The organism is Rhizobium sp. FKL33, from assembly GCF_005222915.1.
Lineage (GTDB): Bacteria > Pseudomonadota > Alphaproteobacteria > Rhizobiales > Rhizobiaceae > Rhizobium_E.
This window is the reverse complement of the sequence record NZ_STFX01000024.1, coordinates 188,742-208,333: the sequence shown is the minus strand read 5'-3', so window position 1 is coordinate 208,333 and position 19,592 is coordinate 188,742. Positions and strand designations below refer to the sequence as shown.

The following is a 19,592-nucleotide window of genomic DNA, read 5'->3' as shown; positions in this document are numbered from 1 at the left end:
CTTGCATGCCGCTGCCGACGTCGCCACATGCGCGAAGCGGATTGTGCAAAGCGCATCATTGAAAGGCTGTCGAATGGCATTCTTGAACATCGGCCGGTTGAAGCTCGGCACGGCTCTTGGGGTTCTTCTCACTCTGTCTGCGCCGGCCCTCGCCGTCGAGGCCGCCAAGCCGGAAGCGGCGGCGCCCGAGGTCAAGTTCGACATTGCGAGCGTCGACACGTTTTCCGGGGCTTTCCTGGCCGCCCGCACCGCCGATGGCGATTACGATTACGAAAGCGCGATCACGCTTTACCGCACGGCGCTGAAATTCGATCCCGCCAATCTCGAAGTCCGCGAACGGCTGATGATCTGCCTGTTCATGAATGGCGATTTCGACGAGGGCGTGGCCGAAGCCGTCAAGCTCAAAGACGATCCGGCGGTGGAGCGCATCGCCAAGATCGCCCGGGGCATCGACGCCATCCGCAAGAAGAATTTCGAGGAAGCCTATAAATTCCTGAAATATGAAGGCCCGAACGAGCTCGACCGCATGATCAATTCGCTGATCGTCGCCTGGGGCAAGTTCGGCGAAGGCAAGACCAAGGAAGCCATCGCCGCCGCCGGCAGCCTCAAGGGCCCCGAATGGTTCTCGGTGTTTCGCAACTATACGGCCGGCGTGATCGCCGCCGCCGCAGGCGACACCGACACCGCGCGCCGGAAGCTTGCCGAAACCGTGGCCAACCGCGAAGAAGGCACGGCCGCCAGCGACACCTACATGCGCGCGGTCATCGCGCTGGCGACGCTCGAAGCTCGCGCCGGCAATCGCCAGAAAGCGTTGGACGCCATTTCGGCCGGCGAAACCTTTGCGCCCGGCTACATCCCGTTGCACGCCTTCCGCAAGAAGATCGAAGCGGGCGAGAAGCCCGACTTCGCCATATCCGACGCCACCCAGGGCATGGCCTCGGTGCTGTTCTCGGTCGGCGGCGCCCTCAACCAGTCGCTGTCCAGCGCGCCGGACCGGGCGAGCGCCCAGGATATCGTGACCTTCTATTTGGTCACGGCCAACGCGCTGTCGCCCAAGGACGCGGACACAGCCGTGTTGCTCGGCGGTCTCGCCGAGGCCAATGACAAGCCGGAAAAGGCGATCGAATGGTATCGCAAGGTGCAGGAAGATTCGATCCTGCGCCGCGTCGCCGACCTTCAGCTCGGCCTCAACCTCGCCGGCACCGGCAAGATCGAGGAAGCGCGCGAGCATCTGAAGGCCGCCATCGCCGCCGATCCGCGCGACGCCCGCGCCTATCTCGCTTACGGCAGCCTGTTGTCCGACAACAAGGAATATGCCGAAATGGCCGCCAATTACGACAAGGCGGTCGAAGTCATCGGGCCCATGCCCAAGCGCACCGACTGGTCGATCTTCTTCCAGCGCGGCATCGCTTACGAGCGTCTCAAGAAGTGGGATCTCGCCGAGCCGAATTTCCGCAAGGCGCTGGCGCTCTATCCGGATCAGCCGCAGGTGCTCAACTATCTCGGCTATTCCTGGGTCGACATGAACATCAATCTCGAGGAAGGCCTTGAGATGATCCGCAAGGCCGTCGATCTGCGTCCCGATGATGGTTACATCGTCGATTCGCTCGGTTGGGCCTATTACCGTCTCGGTCGTTTTGACGATGCAGTGTCCGAACTGGAGCGCGCCACCGACCTCCGGGCGTCGGACGCGACCATCAACGACCATCTCGGCGACGCCTATTGGCGCGTCGGCCGCAAGCTCGAAGCGATCTTCCAGTGGAAGACGGCGCTCGAACTGAAGCCCGACGCCGATTTGATCCCGAAGATCCAGAAAAAGATTCGCGAAGGCCTGCCGCCGATCGAAGCGAGCGCCGAGACGACCAAATCGGTGAAGACCGCGCAGCAGACGCCGCCCGCCACGGAAGCCAAGACGCCGGAGCCTGCGAAAGTGACGCCTGCCGCTGCCGAGCCGATCAAGGCCGCGCCAGCCCAGCCGGTGCAGACGCAGACTGAGGACGCCCCGAAGACGGAAGACAAGCCGGCGGCGACGCCAGCCGTCACCGAACCCGCTCCTGCGACCGAAGCGGCCACCCATACGGTCGTCAACGGCGACAACCTCTGGATCATCGCCCGCGATCGCCTCGGCGACGGACACCGGTTCCGGGAAATCATCGAGCTCAATCCGGATCTCAAGCGGCGTCCCAACGCGCTGACGCCCGGCCAGGTGCTGAAGCTGCCGGTCAAGAACTGACTGTTCCAGCCGAGAGGCGAACCGTCATGCTCGGGCTTGTCCCGAGCATCTGCATCGGCTGAAGTGACGTTCGAGCGTCATTGTTTTCCAAAGCGGACCTTCGGGACAAGCCCGAGGGTGACGAACTGGGTGGTTGGCCGTCCTGTGTCAGGATGCTTCGCAAGCTGTACGAAACCGCCGCCCAATGCACGGTGACCTATGATCGAAGAATTCGCGCCCGCGAAAATCAATCTCGCGCTGCATGTCACGGGTCAGCGCGCCGACGGCTATCATCTTCTGGATTCGCTTGTGGTGTTCGCGAGCGCCGGCGACCGTGTGACCTTCGCGCCAGCCGAGCGAGACGGATTCAGCCTGTCGGGCCGTTTCGGGTCTTTGTTGTCGCCGAATGATTCGGGCAACTTGGCGCTCAGGGCTCGAGATGCTTTGCGGACGAGAGCCGGCGAGATGGACCGCGAGGCGTCTCCCGTCCATATCCATCTCGAAAAGAACCTGCCGATCGCCTCGGGCATCGGTGGCGGATCGGCGGATGCGGCGGCCGCCTTGCGCGGCCTGAACCGCTTTTGGGGTCTCGGTCTCGCCACGGCAGACCTGCGTGAACTCGGTCTGCCGCTCGGGGCCGATGTGCCGATGTGCGTGGAGAGCCGGCCCCTGGTCGCTCGCGGCGTCGGCGAGGACATCAAGCTGGTGCCCGATTTCCCCGGCCTGCAAATCCTGCTGGTCAATCCGTTGGTGGAAGTCGCCACCCCGGCGATCTTCAAGCGGCTCGCCAACAAGACCAATCCACCGCTGTCGCTGCCGGCAGAAGGGGCAGGGCTCGTCGATTGGGTCGCCTCACTCAGCCTCGCGCGCAATGACCTGCAGCCGCCGGCCGAACAATTGGCGCCGGAAATCCCGGAAGCGATGGCGCTTCTCTCCTCGACCGAACCGCTTTTCGCCCGCATGTCTGGCTCCGGAGCGACCTGTTTTGCCATCTATGCGGATGAGGAAAGACGTTCGGCCGCAAGCCGCGCGCTTGAGGCGGAGCGGCCGCACTGGTATTGGCAGGCTTGCGTTTCCAAGGGAGAATTCTGATATGTCTCGCATCGACGACACCAGGCCGTTCATCCCCGTTGGCATCGCCGTGCTCACTGTCTCCGACACGCGCAGCCTCGCCGAAGACCGCTCCGGCGACACTCTGGTCGCCCGGATAGAGGGAGCCGGTCATCGGCTGGAAGCCCGGGCCATCGTGACGGATGACAAGCAGGCGATCTTCGATCAGGTCAAGGCCTGGACGCTGGATGAACGCATCGATGTGGTCATCACGACCGGCGGCACCGGCTTCACCGGCCGCGACGTGACGCCGGAAGCGCTGGAGCCGCTGTTCGAAAAGCGTATGGACGGCTTCTCGGAAGTCTTCCACCGCATCTCCTACGACAAGATCGGCACCTCGACCATCCAGTCCCGCGCCACCGGCGGCGTCGCCAACGCCACCTTCATCTTCGTGCTGCCCGGCTCGCCCGGCGCCTGCAAGGACGCCTGGGACGGCATTCTCAAGCTGCAGCTCGATTATCGCCACATGCCCTGCAACTTCGTGGAGATCATGCCGAGGCTCGACGAGCATCTCAGGCGCGGCAATGGATAAGATCCTGATCAGCGCCTGTCTTCTGGGCGCGCCGGTGCGCTATGACGGCAAGGGCAAGCTGTTTGCCCATCCGCTGATCGACCGCTGGCGCAGCGAGGGCCGGCTCGTGTCCTTCTGTCCGGAACTGGCCGGCGGGTTCCAGACCCCGCGTCCTGCCGCGGAAATCGCCGCGCAGGCCACGGGCGACGCCGTGCTCGCAGGCGAGGGGCGGGTGGTCGATGTCGACGGCGCTGACGTGACCGACATGTTCGTGGAAGGCGCGCGGCAGGCGCTGCGCAAGGCTCGCGACGAGAACTGTCGATATGCGCTTCTGATCGACGGCAGTCCGTCCTGCGGGTCGCTCAGTATTTATGATGGAGCGTTTTCCGGTCGGCGCCATGAGGGCAGGGGCGTCACGGCGGCCCTGCTGGCCGAAAACGGCGTCGAGGTCTTCGCGCCCGTCGATATCGACCGTCTCGCCGCCAGGCTGGCGGCGGATTGATCAACGCAGGCGCAATTCCAGTTTCGCCGGATCGAAGGATTGCGGTTCGGCCTTCGCCTCTTCATGCGCAGGCGGCATGGGCTGCATATCGGCCGTAACCGCCGACGTGGTGGCGTCCCGGTCGATGACCGGCTGCGGTTCCGAGGGAGGCGTTTCGGCTCCAGCCACCGCACTGTCGAGACTCGCGGGAAGTTTGCTGACGATCACTACCGGGGACCCGCCCATGAAGGCTTCGGTGCGGTAGATCATCTTCTGGCCATTGACCGTGCGGATTTCGATCTTCTGTTCGCCCGGCTTCAGAACCGGCGCTTCGGCCTTTTGCTTGGCTTCCACCTCCGGCTCACAGAAGTCGCAACGAATGAACTCGACGCTGCGATTGGTCCGATCTGTCGACTTCACGTCGATCGATCCGGCAAAGGCCGGAGCGGATACGGCGGCGAGGGCGGCGATGACGGCCAGACGCATGACAGGCTCCCGATAACGAATTTCGGGAAGCTTATGAAAAATCTCTTAAGGTCCGGTCAGCAGTGCTGGTGAACGAGACGTTAATTCCGTTCGCGAGCGACCGCGCGCCAGCCGATGTCCCGGCGGCAGAAGCCGCTTTCCCAGCGCAGATCATCGATGGCGCGATAGGCCTTGCTCTGCGCCTCCGACACGCTGTCGCCGAGCGCCGTCACATTGAGAACGCGTCCGCCGGTCGCCACGAGGCGTCCGTCCTTGAGCGCCGTGCCGGCGTGGAACACGTGCAGATTCGCGGCATTTTCCGGCAGCGCCTCGATCTCCGTGCCCTTGTCATAGGCGCCGGGATAGCCCTTGGAGGCCATCACCACCGTCAGAGCTGTCTCATCGCGCCATTCCACCTGGGCGCGGTCGAGTTCACCCCTGGCGGCGGCGAGCAGAAGCGGAAGAAGATCGGATTTCATCCGCATCATCAGCACCTGGCATTCCGGATCGCCAAAGCGGACATTGTATTCGATGAGTTCCGGACCCTTGTCGGTGATCATCAGGCCGGCGAAGAAAACGCCCGTGAAGGGATGGCCCATCTCCGCCATGCCGCGCATGGTCGGCTCGATGATCTCCTTCATCGTGCGCTCGGTAAGGTCAGGCGTCATCACCGGGGCGGGGGAATAGGCGCCCATGCCGCCGGTGTTGGGGCCGGTGTCGCCATCGCCGACGCGCTTATGATCCTGAGCCGAGGCCAGCGCCAGCGCCGTCCTGCCGTCGCAAAGCGCAAAGAAGCTGGCTTCCTCGCCGTCGAGAAACGCTTCGACCACGACTTCCGCGCCGGCCGCGCCGAATGCGCCTTCGAAACAGTCGTCGATCGCCGCGCAGGCTTCCTCGATGGTCATCGCCACCGTGACGCCCTTGCCTGCCGCCAGACCATCGGCCTTGACCACGATCGGCGCGCCCTGCGCCCGGACATAAGCCTTGGCTTTGGGCGCGTTGTTGAAGCGCTGATAGGCGCCGGTCGGAATGTTGAAGCGGGCGCAGAGATCCTTGGTGAAGCCCTTGGAGCCCTCGAGCTGCGCCGCTGCCTGGGATGGGCCAAAGCACAGGAAACCTTCTGAGCGCAACACGTCGCTCAGGCCTGCGACGAGAGGCGCTTCCGGTCCGAAGACGACGAAATCGATCGCCTTGTCCTTGCAGAAGGAAACCACGGCTTTGTGGTCGTCGACATCGAGCGCGACCAGTTCGGCGTGATCGGCGACCCCGGGATTGCCAGGCGCGGCGTAGAGTTTGCCGAGAAGCGGAGATTGCGCCAGCTTCCACGCCAAGGCGTGTTCGCGCCCGCCCGAACCGATCAGCAGAACCTTCATGCGCAGCCTCCATCGTGAACTTTCGGGCGGTTTAACCCGGTGGGCGGAAAGGTCAAGGCCTGGATTGATCGGGATGGGCGCAACTCAGCGTTAGACATCCGGTAACCAAATCCGTTAGGACAGTCTTATCGTAAATGCCGGCATAACAGGTTTCGTCTAATTGAGGCGAACGCCAGTAGGAGGTTTCCTTGTCCCGTCGCGCCCTAGTTCTCGCCGCCGCACTCGTCACGCTCCCGCTTTCCGCTCTCGCGGAAGACGGTCAGTATTTCTGGTCGGGCGACTGGTATCTAAAGGCTGGCGCCTCTGGCTTCGTCGCGCCGCGCTTCGAAGGCTCCAAGTCCTACATTCTCCAGGCCTCGCCGATCATCTCGCTCAGCCGGCAGTCGGCGACGGCGCCGCGCTTCACCTCGCGCGACGACAATCCGTCCTTCGCTCTCTTCGAGAACGACATGATCCGCGCCGGCATCACCGGCAAGCTGGTGATGCCGCGCGACCGCGACACGTCCGATGATCTCAAGGCGTTGAAGGCGGTCAAGTTCGGCCTGGAAGCCGGCGTGTTCGGCGAAGTCTATCCGACCGACTGGATGCGCTTCCGCACCGAAATCCGCCACGGCATCCGCAGCCATAACGGCGTCGTCGCCGACCTCGCGCTTGATGGCTTCGTGGACGTGACCGATACGGTGCGGGTCTCCGCCGGTCCGCGCCTGTCGATCGCCTCCGAAGACTATATGGACGCCTATTACAAGGTCACCAAGAAGCGCAGCGCCAAGCATGGCCTGTCGGCTTATGATCCAGAGGGCGGCTTCAAGTCGGTCGGTTTCGGTTCGGAAGTCGTCTGGAAGGCGACCGACCGCATCGAGGCGGGCGTGTTCGGCCAGTATAATCGTCTCGTCGGCCCCGCCGCCGATTCGAGCCTGGTTGAGGAGCGCGGCTCCAAGGATCAGTTCGTGGTCGGCATCTCCACCAGCTACAAATTCGGCTTCACGCTGCCCTGAGACGCAATGCCCGCTTGACGCCTGCCGGATGTCGTGGTCATGGCTTAGGTCATGACCAGCCAATTTTCCGACAACGGCCGCGTGGCCGACGCGCCTTCCGACAACTGGGTTTACCGGGCTCTGCCGCGCTGGGCCTGGCCCTATGCGCAGCTCGCGCGCTGGGATCGGCCCATCGGCTGGCAGTTGTTGATGTGGCCCTGCTTCTGGTCGGCGGCGCTCGCCGCAAACGCCGCGCTTTCCGAAGGGCGTCCAGCGTTTTGGCAGTTGATCGGCCATCTTCTCCTGTTCTTCATCGGCTCGGTCGCCATGCGCGGCGCCGGCTGCACCTATAACGATCTCGTCGACCAGGACATCGACATGGCGGTGGCGCGCACTCGCTCGCGGCCGCTGCCGTCAGGTCGCGTCAGCCGTCTCAACGCCAAGATCTTCCTGGCGCTGCAGGCTTTCGCCGGCCTCCTGGCGCTCTTGAGCTTCAACGGTTTCTCGATCCTGCTCGGCATCCTCTCGCTCGGCATCGTCGCCATCTATCCCTTCGCCAAGCGCTTCACCGACTGGCCGCAATTCTTCCTCGGCCTCGCTTTTTCCTGGGGCGGGCTGATGGGCTGGGCGGCGGTGTTCGGCAGCGTCTCCTGGGCGTCCGTCTGGCTCTATCTCGCGGCGGTCGCCTGGACGATCGGCTACGACACGATCTACGCCCATCAGGACAAGGAAGACGACGCGCTGGTCGGCGTCCGCTCCACCGCGCGCCTGTTCGGCGACGCCACCAAGATCTGGTTGACCATCTTCTTTGCGCTCACAGTTCTGCTTCTCGCCATCTCCTTCGGGGCAGTCGGCGTGTCCTTCCCGGCCTGGTTGGGCCTCATTGTCGCCGTGGCCCTGTTCGGCTGGCAACTGCTGATTCTTGATATCGACGACGCCAGTCGGTGCCTGGATCTGTTCAAGTTCAATTCGGTTGTCGGCGCGGCGATCTTTGCGGGGCTTTTCCTGGCGCTTCCCTTTGCGTGAGGCGGGGCCATTCTGTTGCATATTTGTGCGCAACTGATCAGCCGCTTGGAAAAGCTCTGTTGTCCTGTTCGGTTAAATTGACAGGCCGTTGGCCCTATGGGAAACAACCTTTAATTTACCATGATTTGCCGGGGATTCGGGGCGCATGTCTGATACTCAAACGCTGGTCGATAAACTTCTCGACATTCCTTATTTTGCGGACCTTGTCGAACAGAACGGCGTCGACTGGCTGACGGATCTTCTTGAGACGCTCGAGACGACTGATTACGACGTGGATGCGTTGACGTCGATCTTGTCGGCCAGCGAGGAAGAGGAGGATGCAGACGGGCAGTCGTCCTCGGCTTCCGCGATAACGGACAGCATGTCCGATACGGATTTGACCGTCGATGTGGATGACGGCGATGCCGGATCTGATGAAGGGGACGACGAAGACAGCGATTCTTCCGCGGTCGAAAGTGCGTCCGCCCCCGCGTCCGACGCCGCCAGCGAGGACGACGAGACGACGGAAGAGGACGATACCGACACCGAAGACGATACCGACGAAGACTATGTTCGCTGGGACGGCGAAATCGTTACCGCTTTCATGAACTCTGAATACTCTCTCCCGGACTTCCCTGAAGATGATCAGGGCAAATACACCTATCTGAAGAGCTTGTATTACGAATCGCGTCGGGAGCACAATTTCGGCGATGGCGCCGGTGATTTCGGGCTCAACAGATTTTACCGAAAAATGGATCTCGGTGGCGGAAACGACCGGATCTTCACCACGGAATATCAGTCTGATGACAGGTTCGTTTCGGACAGCTACCACGTATCTGGCGGCGAAGGGTCCGACACGCTTATTCTTCAAGAAGGCAACGGCTTTACCGTCAAGCTCGATGGCTGGTCCAATTTCGGGTCCTATGGTGGATGGGTCGAGATCACGGAGGTCGAAAACATCGTTGGCTCGGCTGGCGATGACACGATCACCGGCAATGATGAAGACAACATCCTCGAAGGCAGCGGCGGTGACGACACGATCATTGGCCTGAAGGGCGACGACACCTTGACCGGCGGCGCCGGCGCGGACTCCATTACCGCAGGCGTCGGCGATAACGATATCAAGGGCGGCTCTGGCGACGACACCATCCTTGCAGATGCAGGCGACGACACGGTCGACGGCGGCGCCGGCGCCGATTCGATCGATGGCGCAAAGGGCGACGACGTCATTTCGGGCGGCGCGGGCGCAGACACGATCAATGGCGGCGCTGGCGTCGATTCGATCGATGGCGGCGACGGCGCTGACGTTATCGACGGCGGCGACGGTGTCAGCACGATCTTCGGCGGGACGGGACAGGACACGATCACGAGCGGCGATGCCGCCGACGTGATCGATGGCGGCGATGGAGCTGACGTGATCAAGGCAGGCGATGGCGCCAACTCGATCTCGGGCGGCGAAGGCGACGACACCATCACTGCGGGTGACGGCGACGACACGATCATCGGCGGCGATGGCGCGGACATCATCCGCGCGGGCGCCGGAAGTTCGTCGATCAAGGGCGGCGACGGCGACGACAAGATAACCGCGGGAGACGGTGATTTCCACAGCATCTATGGTGGGGATGGCGACGACCGCATCGAAATCGGGGCAGGGGACGCTCTCCTCGACGGCGGCGACGGCGCGAACCGGATCATCGCTGGAGCCGGCGATCACACGGTGGTCGGCGGCGATGGCAAGGATCGCATCGAGCTCGGCGACGGCGACAATTCGATCAATGGCGGCGCCGGCGCCGATACGATCATTCTCGGCAAGGGTTTCGACACCATTATCGGCGCGGAAGGCGCCGATGTGATCACCGTGGGCGACGGTGGTTCCTCGATCGACGGCGGCGCCGGCGCGGATGTGATCACGGCCGGAAACGGCGTCGACACTGTGAGCGGTGGTGACGGGGCGGATCGCATCGAGACCGGGGCCGGCGCGGATGACATCAGCGGCGGCGAGGGCGATGACGAACTCTTCGGCCAGGATGGCAATGACACGATCAGCGGTGAGACCGGTGATGACCAGATCAATGGCGGCGCTGGAGCGGATTCGCTTTCCGGCGGCTCGGGCGCAGATGTCATCGTCGCCGCTACCGGAGACGACACGGTTTCTGGCGGAGCGGGCAATGATTCGGTCACGGGCGGCGAAGGAGCCGACAGCATCGACGGCGACGAGGGCAATGACAACTTGTCCGGCGCCGATGGCGAGGACGACATCGACGGCGGCGACGGAAATGACGTGATTGCCGGCGGACTGGGCGCTGACAGTCTGGTGGGCGGCGACGGCAATGACAGCCTTGATGGCGGCGAAGGTGCGGACACGATTTACGGCGGAGACGGCAAGGATACGATCATCGGCGGCTCGGGCGGCGATACGATCTATGGCGAAGCCGGAAACGACCAGATCAACGGCGGCTATGGCGCTGATACGATTTCGGGCGGCGAAGGCAATGACACCATCACTGGCGGCGTGGGGATGGATTCCATGTCCGGCGGCGACGGCTCTGACGTCTATGTATACTCCTCCACCAAGGAGAGCGGTCGCGTCGACGATCTCGATTACATCTCCGATTTCAACGTGAGCGATGACAAGTTCGATTTCAGCGAGTTCACTCTCGCCGATGAATTCGTCTTTAAGGGAGACGACGACTTTACAGCCGGCGGCACCGCCGAAGTCCGCTACGAAAAAATCTCGGGCGACACCTATGTGCAGCTCGACCTTGATGGAGACGGCGTCGTTGATATGCAGATCCAGCTTGATGGCTCGATCGATCTGACGTCTTCGAACTTCTCGTTCTGATCTCAAAAACGATAATGGCGCCTCAAGGCGCCATTTCTGTATGTGTTTCGGGTCAGTCGCGAGCGAAAATCTCGCGGCCCTGTATCTTCATGCTCACACCCAATGCCCCAGTCTTCCGGCGCACCAGGAAACGGGGACGGCGGCTCGCGAAATAGGAATGACGGCGGCGCGGTTTTGCAGGACGGGCGGCGGCGCCGAGCAGATGGTCGTCCAGCTGACGGGCGACGCCGTCTGCTTCCACCATCAGCATCGGAATGCGATAAGCTTCCGACCAGGCGCGCCAGTCGGCGGCGATGTCGTAGAGATCATGTGCGACCAGGAGCGGCACGCAGCAATTCGGATCCGTATGGTGCAGCTCCAGCGTCACCGTGACTTCGCCATTTCCATGGTCGATGGCGCGAGCGGCGACGCCCGAGAAGACGCGGGAGGGCAGGGCGATGGTGAGCGGAAGGCCGCTGCCCGGCAACATGCGCCGCATGACGGCGCCGCGTTCGTCGAGCGTCACCGAAACCTTGTCGTCCGTGCCGCCCACGTCATAGGTCAGCTGCTGGGGGAAGAGACCCGGATCGAGCCTGAGGACATCGGTAGCCCAGGACGGTTGCATGACGGTGTTCTGCATTTTTCTTGACCCTGTTTTAGCTTGAGAGCTTCTGCTCTTCTCTGCGTTGGGACTTTGCGTCCTCTCTGATGGGGTCAGAATAGGCGTGGTCTGTGTGAGCCGACTTAAAAACTCTGGTTAAAAAACCTTTGTTCTGACAGATGGTTAGCAATTGCCGACCTGAATTGGTTTCATTCGGGTTTACGCTTGGAGTCTACTTTTGCTGTCTGGAGATACGCTTCGTTAACCTATTGCGGCAGCCAGAGGCTGCATTATCGTTCCCCGTCGCGACAGTAAGTTTCGCATAAGAACTCTGTGAGACAATAAATGAGCGCGCGCGAAGGGTCAGCCATGGTCTCCACCTATCTCAGCTATGAAATGGTCAACCGGAACTACAAGTCCAGTCTCGACCGGGTGAAAAGCGACGCTGCGACCACGCGTGAAGCGCAATATTATCAGGACAATATCGGTAAGGTGAAAACAGTCGACGAATTCGTCGACGACTACCGCCTCTATTCCTACGCTATGAAGGCTTACGGTCTCGAGGATATGACCTACGCGACCGCCTTCATGAAGAAGGTGCTGAACAGCGATCTGACCGACGAAAATTCCTTCGCCAACAAGCTGACCGATCAGAAATACCGGGATTTCGCCGCCGCGTTCAAGTTTTCGACCAATGACGCCGCCGTCACCCAGACAAGCAATCAGGTCGAAGACGTCATCGACTCCTATCAGGATGAAATTCAGGCGACCAACGAAGAGACGGCCTCCGCAAACGCCTATTACAAATCCGCCATCGGTAGTGTGAAGACGGTTGACAACCTCCTCGACAATTCCGGTTTGCGGGACTACGTGCTCAAGGCCTATGGCGTGGATTCGCCCTATTGGGACAAGGACTTCCTCTCGAAGGTCCTGACCAGCGATGTGAGCGACCCCAGCAGTTTCGTGAATCAGCTGACCACGTCGGACAAGAATCGCTACGTCGCGATGGCGAAGGCCTTCAATTTCAACGCATCCGGCGCGCTGGACAGTGGCGATTCCGCCCAGACAGCGGATCAGACCGCCGCGACGATGTATAACTATACGAGCACCGTGCCGGGCCGCGTGACGCCGGCGCTGGCCACGCTCAATAAGGAATATTACGAGTCCAAGATCTCGACCATTACCTCCGTGGACGAGTTGGTCAATGACAGCCGCATGTTCGACTATGTGCGCAACGCCTTCGGCTTGCAGGACGTCACGTTGCGGAGCACGCTGAAGAACATCCTTACGTCGGACCTGTCCGATCCCGCCAATTACGCCACCACCATGGGCGGGGCGAAATATGAGGCGGTCGCCAAGACGTTCAACTTCAATACCGACGGCTCGATCAAGGGCGCCGGCGGCGCACAGACGGCGAGCCAGATGGCCGCCACATCGGCCGGCTACGTCTCGGGTTACGACGACAAGCAGCAGCAGACCGACGACGACCTTTACACCTATTACCGCAACACGATCGGCACGGTGGAGAGTGTGGAGGATCTCGAGGGAACCTCGAAACTCTACAATTTCGTCCTCGCCGCCTTCGGTTTCGACAGCGACGCGCGCAAGAAGGACATCGAGAAGGCGCTGACCAGCGACCTTTCGGATCCCACGAGCTTTGCGAGCGCCAGCAAGGACGAGCGTTTCAAGTCTCTGGCCAGCGCGTTCAACTTCGATGACGAAGGCCAGATGGAAGCCCCCAATCTTGCCCAATCCCAGGCCAATCTCCAGCAAATCGCCAAGGATTATGTCGTGCGCAAGACGCGATTTGGCCATGAGGACGAGAAAGAGAAGGCCACCGAGGAGGCCAGCTACTACACCAAGACCATGCAATCCATCACCACGCGCGACGAGTTCTTGGCCGATTCCCGCCTGACCGATGTCGTGCTGGAAGCCTATGGCCTCGATCCAAAGGATGTCAGCGCGGATTTCCTGAAGCAGGTGATGACCTCGGATCTTTCCGATCCCGACAGTTTCGCCAACAAGCAGGATGATCACCGCTTCGTCGAAATAGCCTCTCTCTTCAATTTCAATGAGGATGGCGGCATCGCCCCGCGAACGACGGGCATTCAGGATGAGCATGGCCGCTTGACGACGGAATATCTCTATCTTCAGGAAAGCCTTGAAGATCAGACCGGAGAAGACAGCGTCGGCGCACAGCTGGCCCTGTATTTCCAGCGCAATTTCTCAAACGTCAACACCGCCTACGACATTCTCGGCGACAAGGCCATGCTCGAAGTGTTCCGCACGGCCTATCAACTGCCGACAGAAATGTCGTCGATGGACATCGACAAGCAAAAAGCGCTGGTCGAGAAATACATGGATTTCGAGAAACTGCAGGATCCAGACGAGCTGCAGAAGTTCATCACGCGCTTTGCCGCTATGTATGATCTGCAGAACGACACGACGCAGGATCCGACCCTCAGCCTGTTCTCGTCGTCGTCAGGCTCCATCAGCGCCGACACGCTGCTGTCGATTTCACAGCTGAGAAACAGCTGATCCGCGTCCGTTAGCCAATAGACAATTCGGCGAAAGAAACCGATTGCGTCGTGCCATGCATCGATATATCCATTAGGATATCACGGTAGGGAGGCAGTATGATGTTGCGTCGAACGGTTCTGGGCTTGCTTGCAGCGGCGATAATGGGCGTGGCCGGTTCCGGCGCGGCGCTGGCGGACGAGGCGAAAGCCCTGACGGTCTTCGCAGCCGCCAGCCTGAAGGGGTCGCTCGACAAGGCCGCGCAGCTTTACGAGAGTGAGAGCGGCGTCAAGGTCGCAATTTCCTTCGCCGCCAGTTCCGCGCTCGCCAAACAGATCGAAGCCGGCGCGCCGGCGGATGTCTTTCTCTCGGCCGATCTCAAATGGATGTCCTATCTGGTCGACAAGGGCGCGGTGAAGAAGGAGCAGGTGATCAAGCTGCTCGGCAACCGCCTGGTCCTCGTCGGCGCGCCGGATTTCTCAAAGCCGCTCGCCATCGGCAAGGACTTTCCGCTCGTCGAGGCGCTGGGCGACGGACGCATCGCCATGGGCGAACCGAAAAGCGTGCCGGCCGGCAAATATGGCCGCGAAGCGCTGGAATATTACGGCGTCTGGAAGGCGGTGAAGCCCAAGGTCGCTTCAGCCGACAATGTCCGCGCCGCGCTGCAACTGGTCGCCCGCGGTGAAGCGCCGCTCGGCATCGTCTATGAGACCGACGCCAAGGCGGAAGCCGGCGTGAAGGTTATCGGCATCTTCCCGGAGGAGAGCCATGCGCCGATCATCTATCCGATCGCGCCGATCGCCGCCTCGACCAACGTTTCGGCGCAGGATTTCCTCTCCTTCCTGAATGGCTCAGAGGCGCAGGCGATCTTCAAACAGGCTGGATTTACCGTCCTCGCCGGGTCATGATCGGCGCATGGCGTTTTCGGATGAAGAATGGGTCGCGATCATACTGAGCCTGAAAGTGGCGGCCTTGGCCGTCACGCTCAGTCTTCCTGTGGGCATAGCCGTCGCCTATCTGCTGTCGCGGCGTGATTTCCTCGGCAAGACCTTGTTGTCGGGCCTTGTGACCCTGCCGCTCGTCCTGCCGCCCGTGGTCACGGGATATCTCCTGCTCATTGCCTTCGGCCGCAAGGGCGTGCTCGGCGGCGTCTTGGAAAGTATGGGCATCGTGCTTTCCTTCCGTTGGACAGGCGCGGCCCTCGCTGCCGCCGTCATGGGCTTTCCGCTTCTCGTTCAGGCGATCCGTATTTCCATGGAAGCCATCGATGGCAGGCTGGAACAGGCGGCCCGCACGCTCGGCGCCTCGCCCGCCTGGGTGTTCCTGACGGTGACCCTGCCGCTCTGTCTTCCCGGCATTATCGCCGGGGTGGTGATCGCCTTCGCCCGGTCGCTGGGCGAATTCGGCGCCACCATCACCTTCGTCTCGGCCATCCCGGGCGAGACCCAGACGCTCGCTTCGGCCATCCATACGGCGCTTCAGGATCCCGATGGCGAGCCGCAGGCCTTCAGGTTGACGCTTCTCTCCATTGCGCTTTCCATGCTGGCCATCTTTCTTTCCGGCTATGTCTCGCGTTTTGTCGCGGCGCGGCTCGGAGCGCGCTCATGATCGAGGTGGATATCCGCCACCGCCAGGGCGATTTCGACCTCGCCGCCCGTTTCGCTGTCGATGGCGGGCTCACCGCCCTGTTCGGCGCCTCGGGCTCGGGGAAGACCACGCTGGTGCGCATGCTGGCGGGGCTGACGCGGCCGGAAAAAGGCGTCATTCGCTTCGAGGACACCGTCTGGAGCGACGCCGAACGCGGCCTGTTCACGCCGCCGCACCGCCGCCGCATCGGCTACGTCTTTCAGGAAAGCCTGCTTTTCCCGCATCTCACCGCCCGCCAGAACCTGCTCTATGGCCGCTTCTTCTCGCGGGGCGAGAGCCGGATCAGCGAAAGCGACGTCGTCGATCTCCTCGGCGTGTCGCGCCTGTTGGCGCAACGCCCCGCCACGCTCTCAGGCGGGGAGAAACAGCGCATCGCCATCGGCCGCGCCCTGTTGTCCAACCCACGACTGATCCTGATGGACGAGCCGCTGTCGGCGCTCGACCGCGCCCGCAAGGCAGAAATCCTGCCCTATATCGAGCGCATCCGCGACGAGTTCGGCATCGCGATCGTCTATGTCAGCCATTCCGTCGAGGAAGTCGCGCGTCTGGCCAACCGCATCGTGCTGCTCGACGAGGGGCAGGTGAAAGCCGGGGGCGCGCCGGCGGAGGTTCTGGCGGGCGTCGGCGGGCTTGCCGAGCCGCTCGCGCCGCAGGCGATCATCGAAGCGCGCCTTGTGGGGCACGATCCCTATTACGGCGTCAGCATCGCCGAGATTGGCGCGCATCTCGTCACCATTCAGGAGGTCGCCGCCCCGATCGGGGCCATGCTGCGGCTCCGCATTCCCGCCGCCGACGTGGTGCTGTCGGCAGCGCGTCCGGTCGGGCTGAGCGCGCTCAACATCCTGCCATGCTTCGTCAGGACCATCGCTCGGGAGGGACGACAGGTTCTCGTCACGCTGGATTGTCATGGTCAGACGCTGCTGGCGCGGATCACGCTTCTCTCCGCCGAGCGCCTGGAACTCGCGCCCGGAGACCATGTGCATGCTGTCTTCAAGGCGGTGACGGTCGAAGGAGCCGGGATCTATCGAGACGCCTGATCGCTCTCGGCGCTGTTTGCGCTTTCCTCGATCCGCATATTGTCTTCCATCCAGGCGAGATCGGCGCGGAGCGCCTCGGCGGTGCGCGCCTCCATCGCTCGAAAGCGGGTCAGCAATTCCTCGCCGAACGGGGTCAGCGCCGCGCCGCCGCCGGATTTGCCGCCATGCTTGGTGGCGATCACCGGCTCGATGAACAGGTGGTTGAGCTCATCGGCCAGCAGCCAGCCGCGCCGATAGGACATGTCCATGCGCTGCGCCGCCTGGCGGATCGAGCCGGTCTCGCGGATCAACTCCATCAGTTGCGCCTTTCCATGGCTGAGCGGCGCGCCGCCGGGAAAGGTGAAACGCAGATTGGTGCGGATGCGGTCCGTCATGGCGTCCGGATCACCTTGTCGGGGTTCATGATCAAGGCCGGGTCGAACGCCTTCTTGATCCGCCGCATCAGGTCGATCTCGATGTCGGAGCGGATCTCGGCCAGTTCGTCGCGCTTCAACTGTCCGATGCCGTGTTCGGCCGAGATCGAGCCGCCGAAATCCAGCACCAGCGCATGCACGATGGCGTTGATTTCCCGCCAGCAGTCGATGAAGGCCTGCTTGTCGGCGCCGATCGGCTGGGAAATGTTGTAATGGATATTGCCGTCGCCGAGATGGCCGAAGGCGCAGATCCGCGCGCCGGGGATGGCCGCCATCACCGCTTCTTCCGCCTTGGCCATAAAGGCGGGAATGGCCGACACCGGCACCGAGACGTCATGCTTGATCGACCCGCCTTCCGGCTTTTGCGCGTTGGACATGCTTTCCCGGAGACGCCAGAAATCCCGCGCCTGCTGGGTGGAGGCGGCGATCGCAGCGTCCTTGATCAGCCCGGCCTCGAAGGCCTCCTCCATCAGGCTCTGCATCATCGTCGCGGCGGCGTCCGCGCTGTCGGAGGTCGAGATGTCGATCAGCGCATACCATGGATAGGTTTCCGCCAAGGGTTCGCGAACGCCCGGGATATGCTTGACGGTGAACTCGACGCCGATCCGCGCCATCAACTCGAAGCCGGTCAGCGACGAGCCGCAGACCGCTGACGCTCGTTCGAACAGCGAGAGCGCAGCTTCCGCGCTGTCGAGCCCGGCAAAGGCGACCTGATGGCCGCGCGGACGCGGAAACAGCTTCAGCACCGCTCCGGTGATCACGCCGAGCGTGCCTTCCGCGCCGATGAACAGGTCGCGCAGGTCGTAACCGGTATTGTCCTTCTTGAGCTTGCGCAGTCCGTTCCAGATTTCGCCAGTCGGCAGCACCACTTCAAGCCCCAGGCAGAGCTGACGCATATTGCCATAGGCCAGCACCTGCGTGCCGCCGGCATTGGTGGAGAGATTGCCGCCGATCTGGCAGGAGCCCTGCGACCCCAGCGACAGCGGGAACAGTCGGTTGTGGCGCTCCGCCTCCTCCTGGATGGTCTGCAGGATGCAGCCGGCGTCCACCGTCATCGTGTTGGCGGCAACGTCCACCTCGCGGATGCGATTGAGCCGCGCCAGCGACAGCAGCACATCGGCGCCGCCTTCGCGCGGCGTCTGGCCGCCGACATGGCCGGTATTGCCCGATTGCGGCACGATCGGCGTGCCGGTTTCGCTGGCGAGCGCCATGATCGCTGAGACTTCGTTCACCGTGCCGGGTTTGAGGAGGAGAGGGGAGGCGCCGAAATAGAGGCCGCGGGTCTCTTTCAGATGCGGGGCGATTTCGGACTGGTCGGTAATCGCGTTGGCCTCGCCGACAATGGCCTTGAAGCGGTCGAGAAGCGTCTTGTCGAGCATGTTTCGTCCTTCCAGCTTTCGCCTCGATCAACCTTTGGGCGCCGCAGCCCGCGCCAAGCGATCGTTGATCGCCTCGCCGAGGCCATCCGCCGGAATGGGCGCGAAAACGATTGCTGTGGGCGCCAGCGCATCCGCCTGCTTCATCATCGCAAAAAGATTGGCCGCCGCCTCGCGCAGATCGCCGCGCGGGCTGAGATCCCATTCTTCTACGGCCATGTCGCGGCCGGCGATGTCCTGGCCGGCAAAATTGATCAGCGCCTCGCCGGGCTGGACGCAATCCACGTCGAGGCGCACCCCGACATCGGGGGCGTAATGCGACGCCAGCATGCCCGGCGCCTCGATCGCCGCGCCATGATCGGCGCGAATGAGCGGCATGCCGATGACGGCTTCGATGTCGGCGGCGTCGAGGCCGCCGGGACGCAACAGTTTGGCTTCGTCATTCTCAATCTTGACGATGGTGCTTTCGACGCCGACCGGGGCCGAACCGCCGTCGAGCACCAGCTTGATCCGGTCGCCCAGATCTTCGGCGACATGGGCGGCGGAGGTCGGGCTGATCCGTCCCGAGCGATTGGCGGAGGGCGCCGCGAGCGGCTTGCCGTAAGCGGCGATCAGTTCGGCGGCGAAACCGAGCGGGCAGCGCAAACCAACCGTCGGCAGACCAGCGGTGCAGAGATCGTGGATGTCGCTCTCCGCCGTCAGCGGCAGCACCAGCGTCAGCGGCCCGGGCCAGAACGCTTCGGCCAGCTTGCGCGACAGGGGATCGAAATGGGCGTGGCGTTCGGCCATGGCGAGATCGGCGACATGGGCGATCAGCGGGTTGAAGCGCGGCCTTCCCTTGACCTCGTAGATGCGGGCTATGGCGTCGGGATTGGTGGCGTCGGCGGCCAGCCCATAGACGGTTTCGGTGGGCATCGCCACCGGTTCGCCGGAAGACAGGATCTCGACGGCGCGGGCGAGGCCCGCGTCCCTTTGGGTGCTGATGTCGATGATGTCCGCCATGAAGCCGTCTTTCGTCAGGCCTCGCCTATAGCGCGGGCGGATCGGCT

General features: G+C 62.6%; 17 protein-coding genes and 1 pseudogene. 12 read left to right on the top strand and 6 right to left on the bottom strand.

What is annotated here, in order from left to right; genetic code table 11:
• Positions 1-73 precede the first annotated feature (73 nt).
• The 5 genes and pseudogenes from E8Q41_RS16225 to E8Q41_RS16210 form a co-directional block, all read left to right on the top strand.
• Positions 74-1,843 (top strand): annotated as a pseudogene (locus E8Q41_RS16225) (tetratricopeptide repeat protein); the annotation flags it as partial.
• Positions 1,844-1,870: 27 nt separating this feature from the next.
• On the top strand, positions 1,871-2,233 hold the full coding sequence (locus E8Q41_RS25950; RefSeq protein ID WP_246660219.1) for a LysM peptidoglycan-binding domain-containing protein: 363 nt from the start codon (positions 1,871-1,873) through the stop codon (positions 2,231-2,233).
• Positions 2,234-2,431: 198 nt separating this feature from the next.
• Positions 2,432-3,304 (top strand): 4-(cytidine 5'-diphospho)-2-C-methyl-D-erythritol kinase, encoded by an 873-nt coding sequence (locus tag E8Q41_RS16220; RefSeq protein ID WP_137156592.1) that lies wholly within the window; start codon positions 2,432-2,434, stop codon positions 3,302-3,304.
• A gap of 1 nt (position 3,305) precedes the next feature.
• Positions 3,306-3,854, top strand: a complete 549-nt coding sequence (gene moaB, locus E8Q41_RS16215; protein ID WP_137156591.1) for a molybdenum cofactor biosynthesis protein B — start codon at positions 3,306-3,308, stop codon at positions 3,852-3,854.
• A complete protein-coding gene (locus E8Q41_RS16210) occupies positions 3,847-4,335 on the top strand; it encodes a DUF523 domain-containing protein (RefSeq protein ID WP_137156590.1) in 489 nt (162 codons plus the stop codon). Before moaB ends, E8Q41_RS16210 begins: the two co-directional genes overlap by 8 nt.
• Here the strand turns inward: E8Q41_RS16210 and E8Q41_RS16205 are convergent, their stop codons facing one another.
• Together E8Q41_RS16205 and purD are read right to left on the bottom strand one after the other, a co-directional pair.
• Positions 4,336-4,800: a plant virulence effector HPE1-like domain-containing protein gene (locus E8Q41_RS16205; protein ID WP_137156589.1), complete on the bottom strand. Its 465-nt coding sequence runs from the start codon at positions 4,798-4,800 to the stop codon at positions 4,336-4,338.
• Positions 4,801-4,880: 80 nt separating this feature from the next.
• Positions 4,881-6,152, bottom strand: coding sequence for a phosphoribosylamine--glycine ligase (purD, locus tag E8Q41_RS16200; protein ID WP_137156588.1), 1,272 nt, complete (start codon positions 6,150-6,152; stop codon positions 4,881-4,883).
• A gap of 188 nt (positions 6,153-6,340) precedes the next feature.
• Between purD and E8Q41_RS16195 the strand changes: the two genes are divergently transcribed.
• The 3 genes from E8Q41_RS16195 to E8Q41_RS26195 all read left to right on the top strand — a co-directional run bounded on the left by E8Q41_RS16195 (position 6,341) and on the right by E8Q41_RS26195 (position 10,973).
• Positions 6,341-7,147: a MipA/OmpV family protein gene (locus tag E8Q41_RS16195; protein WP_137156587.1), complete on the top strand. Its 807-nt coding sequence runs from the start codon at positions 6,341-6,343 to the stop codon at positions 7,145-7,147.
• 51 nt (positions 7,148-7,198) lie between these two features.
• Complete coding sequence (ubiA, locus tag E8Q41_RS16190; RefSeq protein ID WP_137156586.1) at positions 7,199-8,152, top strand: 4-hydroxybenzoate octaprenyltransferase; 954 nt, start codon at positions 7,199-7,201, stop codon at positions 8,150-8,152.
• 145 nt (positions 8,153-8,297) lie between these two features.
• The gene (locus E8Q41_RS26195; RefSeq protein WP_137156585.1) at positions 8,298-10,973 is read left to right on the top strand and encodes a calcium-binding protein; all 2,676 of its coding nucleotides are present in this window, start codon (positions 8,298-8,300) and stop codon (positions 10,971-10,973) included.
• 52 nt (positions 10,974-11,025) lie between these two features.
• On the opposite strand, the gene E8Q41_RS16180 is transcribed toward E8Q41_RS26195, so the two are convergent.
• Complete coding sequence (locus E8Q41_RS16180) at positions 11,026-11,592, bottom strand: DUF6101 family protein (protein ID WP_137156584.1); 567 nt, start codon at positions 11,590-11,592, stop codon at positions 11,026-11,028.
• A gap of 306 nt (positions 11,593-11,898) precedes the next feature.
• Here E8Q41_RS16180 and E8Q41_RS16175 point away from each other — a divergent pair, with 306 nt between their 5' ends.
• From E8Q41_RS16175 to modC, 4 genes are all read left to right on the top strand, one after another.
• On the top strand, positions 11,899-14,091 hold the full coding sequence (locus tag E8Q41_RS16175; RefSeq protein WP_137156583.1) for a DUF1217 domain-containing protein: 2,193 nt from the start codon (positions 11,899-11,901) through the stop codon (positions 14,089-14,091).
• Positions 14,092-14,189: 98 nt separating this feature from the next.
• On the top strand, positions 14,190-14,978 hold the full coding sequence (gene modA, locus E8Q41_RS16170) for a molybdate ABC transporter substrate-binding protein (RefSeq protein WP_137156582.1): 789 nt from the start codon (positions 14,190-14,192) through the stop codon (positions 14,976-14,978).
• A gap of 7 nt (positions 14,979-14,985) precedes the next feature.
• Positions 14,986-15,678 (top strand): molybdate ABC transporter permease subunit, encoded by a 693-nt coding sequence (gene modB, locus E8Q41_RS16165; protein WP_137156581.1) that lies wholly within the window; start codon positions 14,986-14,988, stop codon positions 15,676-15,678.
• Positions 15,675-16,754 carry a molybdenum ABC transporter ATP-binding protein gene (modC, locus tag E8Q41_RS16160; protein WP_137156580.1) on the top strand — a complete coding sequence of 360 codons (1,080 nt, stop codon included), beginning with the start codon at positions 15,675-15,677 and terminating at the stop codon, positions 16,752-16,754. Before modB ends, modC begins: the two co-directional genes overlap by 4 nt.
• Here modC and E8Q41_RS16155 read toward each other — a convergent pair.
• Genes E8Q41_RS16155 through E8Q41_RS16145 form a run of 3 tightly spaced genes read right to left on the bottom strand, consistent with a single transcriptional unit; the run spans position 16,739 to position 19,545 of the window.
• The gene (locus tag E8Q41_RS16155; protein ID WP_137156579.1) at positions 16,739-17,128 is read right to left on the bottom strand and encodes a winged helix-turn-helix domain-containing protein; all 390 of its coding nucleotides are present in this window, start codon (positions 17,126-17,128) and stop codon (positions 16,739-16,741) included. The two genes, modC and E8Q41_RS16155, sit on opposite strands and share 16 nt — an antisense overlap.
• Positions 17,125-18,546: an FAD-binding oxidoreductase gene (locus E8Q41_RS16150; protein WP_137156578.1), complete on the bottom strand. Its 1,422-nt coding sequence runs from the start codon at positions 18,544-18,546 to the stop codon at positions 17,125-17,127. Before E8Q41_RS16150 ends, E8Q41_RS16155 begins: the two co-directional genes overlap by 4 nt.
• A gap of 27 nt (positions 18,547-18,573) precedes the next feature.
• Positions 18,574-19,545, bottom strand: a complete 972-nt coding sequence (locus E8Q41_RS16145) for an L-threonylcarbamoyladenylate synthase (RefSeq protein ID WP_137156577.1) — start codon at positions 19,543-19,545, stop codon at positions 18,574-18,576.
• Positions 19,546-19,592 lie beyond the last annotated feature (47 nt).